Below are 14,758 nucleotides of genomic sequence, written 5' to 3' on the forward strand. Positions count from 1 at the left end.
AATCTCTTTTGAGAATGCGTATCTATGATCTAAATTGCGCTTTATTACGCTATTTTTAAGCTTAAATAAACGAGGTGGATTCTTGCGTACACCAACAGTGTGCTCTGAATATTTGGTCGATTTGCTGCAGTACATCGAAAATCGCGGTGTTGATGCGCAGAGCTTCATTGCGGCGGTGGGTTTTAATCCGGAGCAGCACCTAACCTTGCAGGGGCGCTTTCCTCTGCGTTTGTTTGAAGTCATTTTAGATGTCGCCAGTGCCATGCTGGAGGACCCTTTTTTGGGCGCCAATGCTGGCGCAAATTCGTCCCCAGCAGCGTGGGGAATGGTGAGTTATCTTGGTATGAGCGCGCCAAACTCCCGCGCCGCCTTCGATGCGGTGGTGCATTTCTCGCGTTTGCTGATCGACCACGGTGACGTTATGTACAGTGAAACCGACGACGAATGGACGCACTTAACGTGGGTGGTGCCAGAGCGTAAACCGGTGTCGCGGCAGTTAACCGAGTTCTTTTTTACCAGTTGGTATCATGCGCATAAAACCATATTAGACCGTTGGTGTAATCAGCGAGAAGTCTATTTTAGCCATGCGGGACCGGCGGATAAGAGCGAAATTGAGCGTATATTGGAAGCCCCGGTAAAATACCAGTGCGACGCGAATGTGGTGAAATTTGATAGCCATTTTCTGGATCGGCCGACCCGTTTTCCCCATACCGGCATCTATAATTCGCTGTTGCAAACGGCGCGGGCAGAGCTGGCAAAGTTGCAGATGGAAGATCGCATTGTTAAAGATGTGATTGCCTGCGTGGTAAGACAATTGCCGGAGGGGGTTCCCAAACTTGATGATGTCGCAGCAGAGCTTGGCTTAGCGCCACGTACCTTACAGCGTCGTCTAAACAATACTGACACCAATTTTAAGTGTTTGGTGGATGACGCCCGCAAGCAGCGCTCAAAGCAGCTTGTGGATGATGGTGAGATGCCCTTGCTCGATATTTCTGCTGAGCTGGGATTTAGCGACCAAAGCTCGTTTCAAAAAGCCTTTAAGCGCTGGTTTGGTTTGGCACCGGGTCGCTATCGCATGAGTCAGCAGTTATCTAATAACGCGAGCAATTAATGCTCCTGTGCCAATTTCATCGTAAATTCACGTAGCCAAAGTACCGCGGGGTCGTGCTCCACGCTTTTGTGCCAGAATAATTGCAGCTCGAGTTTTGGGGTTTCGAAGGGCAGTGACTGCTTAGACAGATGCCAGTGACTGGCAACGGAGGCGGGTACAGCTGCAATAAAGTCAGATTCCGCGAGCAAGGTTGGCAGTGCCGCATAGTGCTGCAAACGAAGCCCGATACGGCGCTTTTGGCCAATGGATCGCAGCGCTAAATCAATATGCCCGGCCCCCTTCATGCGACTAGATATATGAATATGCTCATGTTCTAAAAACTCCTCTAGCGTCATTGCCTTGTTGCTCAGCGGGTGATTGGGGCGCATGACACAAACATAGTGATCAGTTTGCAGAGGTTGGCTAATCAGCTCGGGGTGGCTTAGCAGCGGCGCATCGACCGCGAGGTGCACATTGCCACTGGCCATTTGATAGGCTACTTCTCGGCGATCAAAAAACACCACTTCCAAATTTACCTTGGGCGCATGGCGTTTAAGTTGTTTTAACAGCGCCGGCAATAATATTAGCTCGGCATTTTCGGTGGCATGTATACGGAAGGTGCGGCTTGCGGTGCTGGCCTCAAAGGGAATTCTGGCGGCAACGCAGCTGTCCAGATTTTTTAAGGATTCTCTCACGGTGCCGACGAGTTGCCTCGCAAGAGGTGTTGGCACCATGCCCGCGCTGGTGCGCACAAACAGTGGGTCATCGAAAATGCTGCGCAGTTTAGCGAGTGAACCGCTAACGGCGGGCTGGCTAACGTGCAGTACGCCGGCCGCGCGGGTCAGGCTTTGCTGTGAGTAAATCGCATCAAAGACAATGAATAAATTTAAGTCTATCTTGATGGTGTTCATATATTCCGCTCGATGAACAAATGGCATTAAACAATAATAATCTGTGCTTATTATGCTGGATAACAACAATAAATTTCAATAATGATTCTGCTGCCGTTACTATGGCCGGGAAATACCTGATTTGTCGCGTTATGGCATATGGCCTTGCGCGTAAATTTTAGAGTCTAGGGTTTAGGGGGAGTAGTGGCAGAAGTTGTTGTAGTCCGGCATGGTCAGGCCGCCTTCGGGACGGATGATTATGATCGTTTGACCGATCTAGGCTGGCAGCAAGCTCGCCTATTGGGGGAACACTTTGCCGCAGCGGAACAATATTTTGACGCCGTGTATACCGGCACGCTGCGTCGTCACCGCGAAACTTTGGCCGGAATTAGGGAGGGGGCAAGTGAAGCACGCATTGCCGGCCCCGACGCAATAGAGTTGCCGGGTTTGAATGAATACGACTCTGATATATTGTTAGAGCGCTATATTGCGCTTAGCGGTGACATGCTTGATGGTGAGGCGATAGACCTTAGTAATTCACGGACTTTCTATCGCTTGCTGCGTTCGGCTTTGTTGGCGTGGAGTCGCAATGAGTTATCAGATGTGACCGAGTCTTGGGGCGATTTTGAACAGCGGGTAGGTGCCACCTTAGCGACCTTGTCGGCAGAAAAGGGCCGGGTGCTAGTGGTCACCTCAGGTGGGCCAGTGAGTGCCATGTTGCGAGAGGTTCTAAGTCTGGATGTCGAAACCATGGTGAATACTAATTTACAGGCTAAAAATACTGGCGTGACCCGGTATTTTAGCCGTGGAATGAATTTTAGTTTGAATATGTTTAATGCGCTGCCCCACCTCGAAAGTGCGGCGCACAGTCACTTAATTACTTATACCTAATCGAATGTCATTGTTTATATTGGCGCAACGTCGCCGCAAACCGCAATTGAGGATTGAATAATGGATCTTACTTCCAGCCTGAAAGCCCAAGCTTTGCTAAAGAAACTCAGCACGTTTATGGATGAGCATATCTACCCCAACGAAAAAGCCTATGCGGAACAATTGCATGCTGCCAAGGATCGCTTTGCTATTCTGCCTTTGATGGATGAACTTAAAGACAAAGCCAAAAAAGCCGGCTTGTGGAATTTATTCTGTCCAGAGGAGTTTCCACAGTATTGTGAGCATGGCGGCTTGAGCTTTGTCGATTACGCGCCGCTAGCTGAGCTGATGGGCCGGGTGTTGTGGGCGCCAGAGGTGTTTAACTGTAATGCGCCCGACACCGGCAATATGGAAGTGTTTATGAAGTACGCCACTGACGCCCAGCGCGACACGTGGTTAACACCGCTGTTAAATGGCGATATTCGTTCTTCCTACGCCATGACTGAGCCGCAAGTGGCGTCTAGCGATGCGACTAATATTGAATTGAGTATTGTAAAAGACGGCGACGACTGGGTATTGAATGGTCGTAAGTGGTTTATCACTGGAGCCATGAACGAGCGCACCAAGATCTTTATTGTGATGGGCAAATCTGATCCAGAGAACGCCAGTCGTCATATGCAGCAAACACAGGTATTGGTGCCCAAGGACACTGCGGGACTATCAATTATTCGTCCACTGACAACCCTAGGTTACGATGATGCGCCGATTGGTCATGCTGAAATTGTATTTGAAAATGTACGAGTGCCTCTAGAAAACGTTTTATTGGGCGAGGGGCGGGGTTTTGAAATTGCCCAAGGTCGGTTGGCTCCCGGTCGTATGCATCATTGCATGCGGCTGATTGGCGCTGCCCAGCGTTCACTGGAATTAGCTTGCAAGCGTGCGGTGTCTCGTACCACCTTTGGCAAGCCGCTGAGCAAACATCAGTCAGTGCGTGAGGAGATTTCTCGCAGCTTCTCTGAAATTGAAATGGCACGCTTATTAGTGCTGAAAACCTGTAAACAAATTGATGAGCAGGGCCCAATGCAAACTACCGATATGATTGCGGCGACCAAAACCACCGTGCCACTACTGGTGCAAAATGTGATTGACCGCTGTATGCAATTGCACGGCGCGGGTGGTTTGACCGAAGATTACTTTATGGCTGAAGCGTTTAACTACGCGCGCTGGTGTCGTCAGGCCGACGGTCCAGATCAAGTGCATCAAATGGCGTTGGGTAAGCAAATTATTAATCGTTACGCTAGCTAAGGAGGTCTTATGGCAGATGCATTTGAGCTAGATATAGCCACGTTAACGGCGTATCTCGAAGCCAATATCGACGGTTTTAAAGGCCCGTTAACCGCAGAGAAATTTGCTGGCGGGCAGTCTAATCCCACCTATTTGATTGCGGCCGCCAGTGGCAAATATGTACTGCGACGCAAGCCCCCGGGTGAGTTACTTAAATCTGCTCATGCGGTAGATCGTGAATTTCGGGTCATGCAGGCCTTGGCGAATACCGAGGTCCCAGTGCCGAAAATGCGGGTCTTATGTGATGACAGTAGCGTTATCGGCTCGATGTTTTATGTGATGGACTATCTTGATGGCCGCATCTTTTGGGACGCGGCCCTGCCAGAGCAAACGCCTGTAGAGCGCGGTGCAATTTACGATGCGATGAATAAGGTGCTAGCAGATCTACACAATGTAGATGTCGACAAAGTTGGCTTGAGCGATTACGGCAAACCCGGTAATTATTTTGAGCGCCAGATCGGTCGCTGGACTAAGCAGTACCGCGCCAGCGAGACTGAAACACTGCCCGCCATGGAAAAATTAATAGTATGGCTGAATGATAATTTGCCTGCTGACGATGGCTTGGTGTGTATCAATCATGGCGATTTTCGTTTGGATAATATGATGTTCTCCCGCCACGGCAGTGATGTCTTGGCATTGTTGGACTGGGAGCTTTCGACCCTAGGACATCCATATGCAGATTTGGCCTACCAGTGTATGCAGCTGCGGATTCCCAGCGATGCGGCCATTCCTGGCTTGGGTGGCGCAGATCGTGGTGCTTTGGGTATTCCGACCGAGCAAGCCTACGTGAAGCAATATTGCGAGCGCCGCGGTATCTCAGGTATTGATAATTGGGTGTTCTATTTGGCGTTTGCGTTTTTCCGCTTAAGCGCAATTTTGCAGGGCGTATACAAGCGTGCCTTAGATGGTAATGCCTCGAGTCAAAAAGCGCTGGATTACGGTGGCTTAGCTGCACCCTTAGCCGAATTAGGTTTGGCCTTGATTGAGAAGGGCGAGTAAATGTTAGAGAGTCAAAAGATATGAACACAGCAATATTCAATAGCCTAGATTTGTCTGGGCAAGTCGCTTTAGTGACCGGTGCGTCCAGTGGTTTGGGTGCCCATTTTGCGACGGTGTTGGCGCAGGCAGGGGCGACCGTAGTGGCGGCGGCGAGACGGGTAGACCGACTTGATAGTCTAGTGGCAGATATTGGCGAGGCGGGCGGCAAGGCGATTGCGGTGGCTATGGATGTTAATGATGCTGACTCGGTGGTGGCAGCGTTTGATCAGGTAGAAGCTAGCGTTGGCACTGTGACAATTCTTGTTAACAATGCGGGTGTGGCCGACCCCAGCCGCTTTGTCGACAGTACTGAGCAAAAATGGGACTTCACCGTAGATACCAATTTAAAAGCGGTGTGGCGGGTGTCTAGAGATGCTTCCGAACGAATGATCAAGGCTGGCGTTACCGGAAGCATTATCAATATCGCGTCTATTCTCGGATTGCAGCCAAGTGCAAATAATGCCCTGTATGCAACGGCTAAAGCCGGGGTTATTCAGTTGACTAAGAATAGCGCGCAAGAATTATGGCGGCACAATATTAGAGTCAACGCCCTGTGTCCGGGCTATTTTGAAACTGAAATTAATGCCGATTTTTTCCGCTCGGAAAAAGGCAGCCAGTATCTCAATAAAATTCCGCCAAGGCGCTTAGGCAATATGGATGAATTAACAATGCCGCTGCTAATGTTGGCGAGCCAGGCCGGCTCGTTTATTACCGGTGTTGCCCTGCCAGTTGATGGCGGTCATCTGCTGCAGTCGCTATAGCCATACACCCGCGGCAACACGGCGCCGTGGGTGTTAACTCAGGCCTAACTCTTGCTGTAGTTTAAGTAGCTCAGCGCCGACCATTTTACCTTCAAGAAGGGGGATATAGGGCTGTATGGATTCCAGCATAAAGTCTCGAAATATCCTGATGCGTGCGGTGGTCCGTAGATCAATGTGGGATAGCAGCCAAAACTCTAAGTTCGGTTGAATATAGTCGCTGTCTATCCGCGTGAGCTTGGGGTCGGCATCACCTAAGCCGCAGGGCAGCAGCGAAAAACCTAGGCCCTGCGCCACTAAGTCGTAGGCGATGACCAGTGAATTGACGCGAAAGCGTACGGGCATTTCTGGAAACGTTTTTTGCATCCACTCGGGTGCGGTATAGTCGTCACCCATCCAAGAAATACCAGAGATTCCCTGTTTATCATCTAAATAGCGCTGATACAGGGTTTTACTGCCGTAAACCGCATAGGCAAACTTCGCTATTTTGGTGCCGACCACATTCGGTGGCGGCTGATCGGTAATACGAAAGGCAATGTCTGCCTCATGGCCGGCAAGGTTAAAGGTGTTTTCTGAGGCGATCAGCTCGATCTTGATATCTGGATAGCGCTCAGAAAAAGCTTTGAGCCCGGGCAAGAGAATACGTTGTATACAGACATCTACTGCGGTCACCCGCAGTCTGCCACTCAACTCCTGACGATCGGCCTGTACCGTGCGCTGAATACTAAAGACGTGTTCGCTTATTTGCTCTGCCGACTTAAGAACTTCTTCCCCCATTGGGGTTATTAGCCAGCCGCTGGTGGAGCGATCGAAGAGTGCTGCGCCCAATACTGCTTCTAGGCCGCTAATGCGACGGGAAACCGTGGCATGGTTTACGCCCAGCTTTTTCGCGGCAGCGGTCACCGAACCTTCGTTAATAACGGCCAAGCAATAGCGTATATCGTCCCAATTGAGCGAATTCATTTTCGGCAACACCCTTTTACCTATCTATTTTTGCACAATCTATGTGATATTTTTGATATTTCCGTGCATTAATATAGATACTAGACTGGCCCCTGTGATTCAGCAAGTGATCAATAAACGCAGTCTATGAAATCCAGGGTGAGGGAGAAAAACATGAGAAATCGCAAAACAAGGGTACTGTCAGCGCTATTATTTTTGGTGGCTTCCTTAAGCATAGAGCAGCAGGCATATGCTGAGTCGTACATCAATAAGGCCTATGCAATGTGTAAAGCTGAAGCAAACGCAAAGTACGGTGCGGAAGACGAGCTGCTGCGAACCAAATTTAAAGCCGCCACCGGCAGTCAAGTAAAGCTAACTATCTTGCTGCAGGTTTTCCAGCGCGATGCCGATTCTTTTAAAGTTATGTGCAATATTGATGGGCGAGCGCATCAGGTGGTGTCTATTGAGCGCAAGCACCGCTTAGATAATATGCGTATTGTTGGCGCGCACAACAATAATATGGCGCCCTAGTGCTTGGAATACGTGCTTGCAGTCGGTCATAATTAGCTTTTTTAAAGCGTTAAAGTTTTCAGGTGTGGCATTGGCTTTGAGCTTGGCTCAAGATTGATGCCAGACCTGTTTTTTTGTTTAACGTTAACAACAATAGCAATATCATCAGTATGCAGTATCGATGGCAAGTTATGTAAAACGCTCTGCTTGACGATATCTATAAGGCCGTTTCACCTCTTAAGAGGCTGGCTGAGATACCATAGCAAGTGGTGTGGGCTATCAATTCGCTTTGCGTGATTGAGCGCGACACCACTTATAAATAATGACTAATGAGGAAGCTTTGTGGCTAATACAACTCCAATTCTGATAGCGTCTGGGCAATATGTTTTTCGTGATGAAGTGACAGCAGAAACGGTAATGTCGCCACTTGATATTGCTGCCAAGGCAGCTAATGTGGCAATAGCGGCAGCCAATGCCCATAGTGAATTAGCTTCTCAAATAGATACCATTGCCTTTGTTCGCGGTTTTATGGATTCAGTGCCTGGCGGTCAGGGCCCGTTTGGCGCTAGTAATAATATGCCGCGCTCTCTAGCCAAGCGTATTGGCGCCGATCCACAGCGCGCTATATATGGCCGAGAAGGTGGCCATTCGCCGCAGCGCTTTGTGAACGAATTTGCCGAGAAAATTGCCGCCGGTGAAATGTCGCTAGGTTTAATTGCCGGAGCTGAGGCTACCGGTATTGTTAAACAAGTGGCTAAAGCAGGACTCGCGGTAGACTGGAGTGAAACCGTTGACGGTGACCTCGACAACCGTGGCTGTCACTGGTTATTTACCGAGCATGAAATTGCCCACGGTATTACGTTTCCAACTCAGGTCTATCCTCTGTTTGAACACGCTTGGCGTGCGCGCCATAAACTTAGCGTCACCGAGCATCGCCAGCTCGCGTCTGAATTGTTTGCGAAGTTCTCAGATGTCGCCGCCAATAACCCATATTCCCAATTCCCTGTTGCACGTAGCGCTGAGTTTTTAAATACCGTTTCAGCTGATAATTACTGGGTAGCGTCTCCGTATACGAAATGGATGGTGGCGCAGGATGCCGTTAACCAAGGCGCGGCACTGCTAATGTGTTCGGTCGATAAGGCACTGGAGCTAGGCATTCCCGAATCACAGTGGATTTATTTGCATAGCTACGCCGATGTCGATGACCGTTGGGTGTCTTCGCGACCAGATTTGTCGCTTTCAGAATCTATGAAGTTAACGCTTAATGGCGTGCTTGCCGCAGCGGGTAAATCGATTAGCGACATTGATGTGATGGATATTTACAGCTGTTTTCCTATCGCGGTGTTAGCAGCGTGTGAGTCTATGGGGCTCGATTGGAATACTGATAAAGCGCTAACCGTTACCGGTGGATTGCCATTCTTCGGTGGTGCAGGAAATAATTACAGCACCCACGCTATTGCCAGTTTGACTGATCAGCTGCGCGATTCGCCGTCGGCCTTTGGTTTGGTGACAGCGAACGGCGGCTTTTTGTCTAAGCAATCAGTAGGCTTATATTCCGCACAGGCGCCGCAAACACCCTGCAAGAATGCAGATTCTAGTATGCAGGCCCAGTTTGATAGTTTGCCGCTTGTTGAGGTGGCAGAACAAGCCAGCGGTCTTGGCACAGTTGAAACCTACACTGTTGTTTATAAACGCGATAAACCTAGTTTGGGTATTGTGATTGGCCGACTGGCTGATGGCCGTCGTTTTCTGGCTAATACGGCGGCGGATGACGAGGCAGCGTATGCAATACTAGCTGGCGATGAGGAAGTGATTGGTCGGCAAGTGGAGGTCAGTCACCAGGCACCGCAGAATATTGCGCGCTTTATATAAAAACGTATTTGTATGGTCAACAGCGTGCTTAATTTAAAGCACGCTTATTCCTCATTACATCCGGCGCCGGTAGTGCTGTGGCGTCATACCTGTCCAACTTTTAAACGCGCGGGTAAATGCACTGGATTCTGAAAATCCGGTGCGCTGCGCGATACTCTCTATAGAAAGATTTGAACGGCCGAGGTGGTATAGCGCGGTGTCGTGACGACACTGGGTTTTAAGCTCGTTAAAGGTCGACCCTTCCTGAGCCAGTCTTCTGCGCAAGGTTTGTGGGTGTAAATGCAATTGTTCTGCGATTTCTTCAATTCCGGGGGTATCAATCAGGCGTTTGTTTACAATCATTCTTACCTGCGCGGTCCAGCTCTTTTCACGGTATTGCTGGATTAACATAACGAGGGTGGGGTGCTGCAAAAAACGCTGTAGAGATTGTTCTGTTTGTTCAAGTGGCAATTCAGTCAGGCTGCGATGGAAGATGATTTCGCTGCGTGGTTTGTCAAAATAGACCGCCTGACCTAAAAACAGATGCCGGTACTCCTCGGCGTGTGCGGGGGCGGAATACTCTAGATTGACGGCAATAAGCGGAAGATGTCGGCGTACCATCCAGCTGCAAAAGCGATGAAGATTAAACATAATCAGTTCAAAGCCATAGTGTCCAATGACATGGTCGGTATTGCCGTGCTCAATAACGAATTTGGCTTCGTCACCGTTGATTTCAAAGCGCGGTTGTAACCCCCATTCAAACATTTGATAAAAACGGCAGTACCTCGCCATCATATGACCCAGGGTGGCGCAATGAATGACCGAGTAGCACATATTTGTCCACGTGCCGATCACATAGCGGGACGGACCATAACCTAAAAATTCATCTCCCATTTCACGCATCACAATTGACTGCAAACGGCCAAAGTTAACCGCGGATACCCGCGCATTTGCTTGGCTTAATAGCTCCGGTGAAATCCCTGCTGCATTGAGCAGTTGCTTGCTATCCAGTCCCTGCGCCTCGGCATTGTGAAGCACGGCGTGAATAAAATAGTTACCCACTGAGATATTGCGCATCGATGAAATGCTGCTCATGTGCTCATTCGTTCCTTTATTAGCGGACTTTTTGATTCTCTATTGTTCACATAATGATATCAGGCGAGCAGTATCAGGGATAAGGCTATATACGTAAAAGAAGCTATATTGGAGAAAGGGGAAATGGTCTAGTGTAGCGAAAGAACACACTATTCAGGTGATGGAACATAATAAGCGTTGATTGCCCCTGCGCGCTAATAAGTGAGTTGAGAGAGTATGCCTAAGCTTCGTTTTAAGGCCGCAGATACATTCTGCAGGAAATCTGGGCGCAATGGCCTGTCCATTTTGGCGGTATTTATTAGTGTCGTAAACAGTAGCTATGCGGTCAACTCCGAGCCTATGTTGCTGGCGCGTGCGGGTGACTTGGCCAGTATGAGCCTAGAGTCATTGATGAATATTGATGTGGTGTCGGTGTCTAAGCACAGTGAGCCACTGCAGCAATCTGCCGCTGCCGTTTTTGTCTTGGAGGGCAGTACGATTGTTCGCTCTGGGGTTAAGAGTATACCGGAGGCCTTGCGCCTCATCCCCGGCGTTCAGGTTGCGCGACTCGATTCTCATAGCTGGGCAATAACCGCAAGGGGTTTTAATTCGACCCTGGCTGACAAACTAGAAGTGCTGATGGATGGTCGCAGTCTTTACACGCCCTTGTATTCGGGTGTGTTTTGGGATTCCCAAGACACCCTATTAGATGATGTAGCGCGAATTGAAGTCATTCGAGGACCTGGTGCGGCGCTCTGGGGTGCCAACGCGGTAAACGGCGTTGTAAATATTGTGACTAAATCGGCTGCCGAGACCCAAGGTAGCTTTCACCAGGTTGGCGGTGGTAGCGAATTTAAAGGCTTTGGGGCGTGGCGCTACGGTGGTGAAGTGGGCGATTTGGGCCACTATCGAGTGTATGCAAAAACTACTCACTACAATGCCCAGGAAACGCCTGGTGCGGGCGATGCCCAGGACGCTGGTAAACATAATCAACTGGGGTTTCGCAGTGATCTTAAGCTCTCTGATAGCGACACATTAACGCTACAGGGCGATTATTATACTGGCGCTATTCAAAGCCCTGCGACCAGTAAGGATGAGCTTGCTTCTGGTTATAATGTTATTTCTCGCTGGAAGCGCCGCTACGATGAAAGCTCTGATACTGAAATTCAGTTTATCTACGACCAGACTAGCCGCGATAACAGATTTAATTTTGCCGAGGATCGCAATACCTACGACCTCGATATAAAACACCGCTTCGCCGTGGGCGAGCGCCAAAGTTTTGTGCTGGGCGGCGGTTACCGCGTCACTGATGACGATATTACAAATCTTGAGCCATCTAACACTGAATTTACCCCGCTGAAACGCCGAGATCAAACCTTGGATCTTTTTGTGCAGGATCAGATTGTACTGATTCCAGATACCTTGCAACTGACCTTAGGTGCAAAGTATGAAAGAAACGACTATACCGGCGAAGAGTTCCAGCCCAGTGTTCGGTTCGGATATATATTGGATGATAGAAATACCTTTTGGGGCGCGGTCTCACGGGCGGTAAGAATACCTAATCGCCTCGATCACACCATAGAGTTTTTTGATGGTTTCATTGTTGGCGATGAGCATTTTAAGTCTGAAGAAGTGCTCGCTTACGAACTGGGTTACCGGGCTATTTTTAAGCCGACATTGTCGGCAGATCTTGCTGTTTTTTATAATGAATATGACAAGCTTCGGGGTGTGTCAGATGATCTTGCACAGCCACAAACACTACCAGTTCGTATTGTAAATGCGGGATCTGGTACCAGCCAGGGTGTGGAGTTGGTCATGCGTTGGGAGCCGCTGCAAGCGGTGAAAATACTGGGGAGCTACACATATTTCGATATGGATGTGGCAGCATATGCAGGTAGTCGTGATACCAGTATTGCCCAGAATGATGAGAGCGATCCCAATAGTCAGGTTTCCTTGCAGCTAGACTGGGATATTGGCGATAAGTGGTCGCTACAAACTAGGGCGCGCTGGGTAGGCGGTCTTGATGGGGTGGCGGTAGATTCCTATTCGGCATTAGATATCAGCGCCATTTGGCGATTGACTCGAGATCTAGATTTTACACTTATCGGGAGTAATTTATTAGACCCGCAACATGCCGAATTTAGTGGGGGCAATGAAATAAGCCGCAGTTTGAATGGGCAGTTCACATGGCACTTCTGAGGCGAAAACCGCAAAATACGCGGCCAACATTGGGGCTAAAGCTCCGTATGTTGCTGCTCGTCTTATTGCCGCTTAGCTGCTCCGCAACCCATGCTTACGCGGATAATATTGAGTTTGAGTATCGGGTTAAATCCGCTTTTTTGTATAATTTTACAAAATTTATTGAGTGGCCAGTTCCGGAAATGACACGTAGTGATTTTGTTATGTGTGTGGCGGGCAATAGTAAATTCCATGCGAAGTTAATCGAAACAGTGGGCAATCAGCAAAACAACAATCAGCCCATACGCTTCAGTTTTCTTCAGCACCCCGGTGAAGCTCGCAATTGCCAGTTGGTTTTTTTGGGCTTTGCTGACCACGAGCGCCTTAGCGACTGGGTTGACTCTATGTCTGAGCTAGCAGTGCTAACGGTAAGCGATGAGCAAGATTTTATTAATGTAGGGGGGATGGTTCAATTCATTATTGTTGACGGTAAAATTCGCTTTGATATCAATCAGTCTGCGGCAAAAAGTTTAAGGATAAAGATAAGTTCCAAGTTATTGGGATTAGCGCGTAATGTTAACTAGCAAGGAGTGCTCTTGAGCTTATGATACGCGGCGCCGATATCCCTATCCGAGTAAAGTTGTTGACCGCAATTGTGGGGACAACGTCCCTATGTTTAATTATTACCGCCGCGGTGTTTCTGGTGTCTAACTGGTACAGCGTTCGCTCCACCTTGACTAATAACCTCACCGCGGTTGCAGAAGTTTTTACCATGAACACAACCGCCGCGCTGAGTTTTAATGACGCGTCAGCGGCGAATGAAATACTATCTTCACTGCAAGCTAAACGTGAGGTTTTACAGGCATGCATTTACCGAGTCGAGGCTGACGGCGAAGAGACCCTATTTGCACGCTATCACAGCATGGAAGATGAGACTTTACGCTGCCCGCAAATTCCGCCCGCAGAGAGCTTTTTTAGCAAGAGCCACCTTGTTGTGGTGAGCCCTGTAAACTTGGGTGATGATCGTATAGGTAGTGTGTATATTGAACGCGGGCTCAATGATTTATGGGAGTCTATTCGACTCGACGCGATGATTGTCGGGTTAATGGTTCTAGTGAGTGTTGCCATAGCATCTATGTTGTCGCTGCTCGTGCAAAAGCTGATATCTAATCCTATTCTGGCATTGCTGGGCGCCACCAAGGCGGTGTCGGATTCGAGTGATTATTCCATTCGCGCAATCCCGACGGGCAAGGACGAAATTGGCGGTTTGATTTCTGGCTTTAATAATATGTTGGCCCAGATTGAAAGTAGGGATATCGACCTAGCGGCGACCAGAGCTGAATTAGAGCTTAGAATAGAACAGGCGGATAAAGCCAATGACGAGCTTGAACTTGCCTTGGCGAAACTCAAGGATACCCAAGAGCAACTAGTTAATAATGAGAAAATGGCCTCTCTTGGTGGCTTGGTGGCAGGTGTCGCCCATGAGATTAATACCCCAGTCGGTGTCGGTGTGACAGCAGCGAGTACCTTGCGAGAAGACACCAAGGCGACTTTCGCACTTTATGAAACGGGAGATCTAACAAATTCTTCACTGAAGCGTTATTTTTCTATTTGCATGCAGGCGACAGAAATTATTTTGGGGAATTTGCAGCGAGCAGCTGATCTGATTCATAGTTTTAAGCAGGTGGCGGTAGATCAGACTAGTACCGAGTACCGCACCTTTGAGCTTAAACGTTATATTGACGAGACCTTGCTCAGCCTTAAACCTAAGTTGCGCAATACTGAATTAAACGTGGTGGTGGAGTGTGATCCTGATCTGACTATCAATTCTGCGCCTGGTGCGATGTCACAAATTATCACTAATCTGGTAATGAACTCGGTGCAGCACGCCTATGACGAAGGCCAGTCGGGCTGCTTGCGTATTCTTGCTGAGGAACAGCTCGATAATATACATATTCATTACAGTGACGATGGTAAAGGCATGCCTGCCGATGTACTTAAAAAAGTCTTTGAGCCCTTTTTTACCACGCGCCGAGGCTCTGGTGGCAGTGGCTTGGGTATGCATATTGTCTTTAATCTGGTGACGCAGCAGCTAAAAGGTGTCGTTACTTTACGTAGTAACGTGGGAGAGGGGAGTTCGGTAGATATTGTATTCCCGAAAAAGGTGCGAGCCGCGTAGCAGTTGGATTGCCAGCTCGCTGGACATCGTTTTT

Annotated in this window: 13 protein-coding genes; 10 read left to right on the forward strand and 3 right to left on the reverse strand. The window is 48.9% G+C overall.

Going from position 1 to position 14,758, the window contains the following annotated elements; genetic code table 11:
* Positions 1 to 82: 82 nt before the first annotated feature.
* Entirely contained in the window at positions 83 to 1,111 is a 1,029-nt protein-coding gene (locus AB4875_RS08725; protein ID WP_368375676.1) for an AraC family transcriptional regulator, read from the forward strand.
* Here AB4875_RS08725 and AB4875_RS08730 read toward each other — a convergent pair.
* Positions 1,108 to 2,001: a LysR family transcriptional regulator gene (locus tag AB4875_RS08730; RefSeq protein ID WP_368375677.1), complete on the reverse strand. Its 894-nt coding sequence runs from the start codon at positions 1,999 to 2,001 to the stop codon at positions 1,108 to 1,110. The genes AB4875_RS08725 and AB4875_RS08730 overlap by 4 nt on opposite strands.
* A gap of 183 nt (positions 2,002 to 2,184) precedes the next feature.
* Here AB4875_RS08730 and AB4875_RS08735 point away from each other — a divergent pair, with 183 nt between their 5' ends.
* From AB4875_RS08735 to AB4875_RS08750, 4 genes are read left to right on the forward strand one after another with little or no spacing between them, the layout of a single operon-like run.
* Positions 2,185 to 2,871 (forward strand): histidine phosphatase family protein, encoded by a 687-nt coding sequence (locus AB4875_RS08735; RefSeq protein ID WP_368375678.1) that lies wholly within the window; start codon positions 2,185 to 2,187, stop codon positions 2,869 to 2,871.
* Between the two features lie 60 nt (positions 2,872 to 2,931).
* Entirely contained in the window at positions 2,932 to 4,155 is a 1,224-nt protein-coding gene (locus tag AB4875_RS08740; protein ID WP_368375679.1) for an acyl-CoA dehydrogenase family protein, read from the forward strand.
* 9 nt (positions 4,156 to 4,164) lie between these two features.
* A complete protein-coding gene (locus tag AB4875_RS08745; RefSeq protein WP_368375680.1) occupies positions 4,165 to 5,193 on the forward strand; it encodes a phosphotransferase in 1,029 nt (342 codons plus the stop codon).
* 20 nt (positions 5,194 to 5,213) lie between these two features.
* A complete protein-coding gene (locus AB4875_RS08750; RefSeq protein ID WP_368375681.1) occupies positions 5,214 to 5,993 on the forward strand; it encodes an SDR family NAD(P)-dependent oxidoreductase in 780 nt (259 codons plus the stop codon).
* Positions 5,994 to 6,026: 33 nt separating this feature from the next.
* On the opposite strand, the gene AB4875_RS08755 is transcribed toward AB4875_RS08750, so the two are convergent.
* A complete protein-coding gene (locus tag AB4875_RS08755; RefSeq protein WP_368375682.1) occupies positions 6,027 to 6,953 on the reverse strand; it encodes a LysR family transcriptional regulator in 927 nt (308 codons plus the stop codon).
* A gap of 153 nt (positions 6,954 to 7,106) precedes the next feature.
* Between AB4875_RS08755 and AB4875_RS08760 the strand changes: the two genes are divergently transcribed.
* Positions 7,107 to 7,463, forward strand: coding sequence for a hypothetical protein (locus tag AB4875_RS08760; protein ID WP_368375683.1), 357 nt, complete (start codon positions 7,107 to 7,109; stop codon positions 7,461 to 7,463).
* A gap of 321 nt (positions 7,464 to 7,784) precedes the next feature.
* Entirely contained in the window at positions 7,785 to 9,314 is a 1,530-nt protein-coding gene (locus AB4875_RS08765; RefSeq protein ID WP_368375684.1) for an acetyl-CoA acetyltransferase, read from the forward strand.
* Between the two features lie 54 nt (positions 9,315 to 9,368).
* On the opposite strand, the gene AB4875_RS08770 is transcribed toward AB4875_RS08765, so the two are convergent.
* A complete protein-coding gene (locus AB4875_RS08770; protein ID WP_368375685.1) occupies positions 9,369 to 10,388 on the reverse strand; it encodes an AraC family transcriptional regulator in 1,020 nt (339 codons plus the stop codon).
* A 216-nt stretch (positions 10,389 to 10,604) separates the two neighbouring features.
* On the opposite strand from AB4875_RS08770, the gene AB4875_RS08775 reads away from it, so the two are divergent.
* Genes AB4875_RS08775 through AB4875_RS08785 form a run of 3 tightly spaced genes read left to right on the forward strand, consistent with a single transcriptional unit; the run spans position 10,605 to position 14,724 of the window.
* Complete coding sequence (locus AB4875_RS08775) at positions 10,605 to 12,566, forward strand: TOL_0244 family TonB-dependent receptor (protein WP_368375686.1); 1,962 nt, start codon at positions 10,605 to 10,607, stop codon at positions 12,564 to 12,566.
* Complete coding sequence (locus tag AB4875_RS08780) at positions 12,554 to 13,129, forward strand: TOL_0243 family YfiR-like periplasmic protein (RefSeq protein ID WP_368375687.1); 576 nt, start codon at positions 12,554 to 12,556, stop codon at positions 13,127 to 13,129. Before AB4875_RS08775 ends, AB4875_RS08780 begins: the two co-directional genes overlap by 13 nt.
* Before the next feature lie 20 nt (positions 13,130 to 13,149).
* Entirely contained in the window at positions 13,150 to 14,724 is a 1,575-nt protein-coding gene (locus AB4875_RS08785; RefSeq protein ID WP_368375688.1) for an ATP-binding protein, read from the forward strand.
* The last annotated feature ends 34 nt before the right edge of the window (positions 14,725 to 14,758 follow it).

The organism is Zhongshania sp. R06B22 (genome assembly GCF_040892595.1).
GTDB classification, from domain to species: Bacteria; Pseudomonadota; Gammaproteobacteria; order Pseudomonadales; family Spongiibacteraceae; genus Spongiibacter; species Spongiibacter arctica.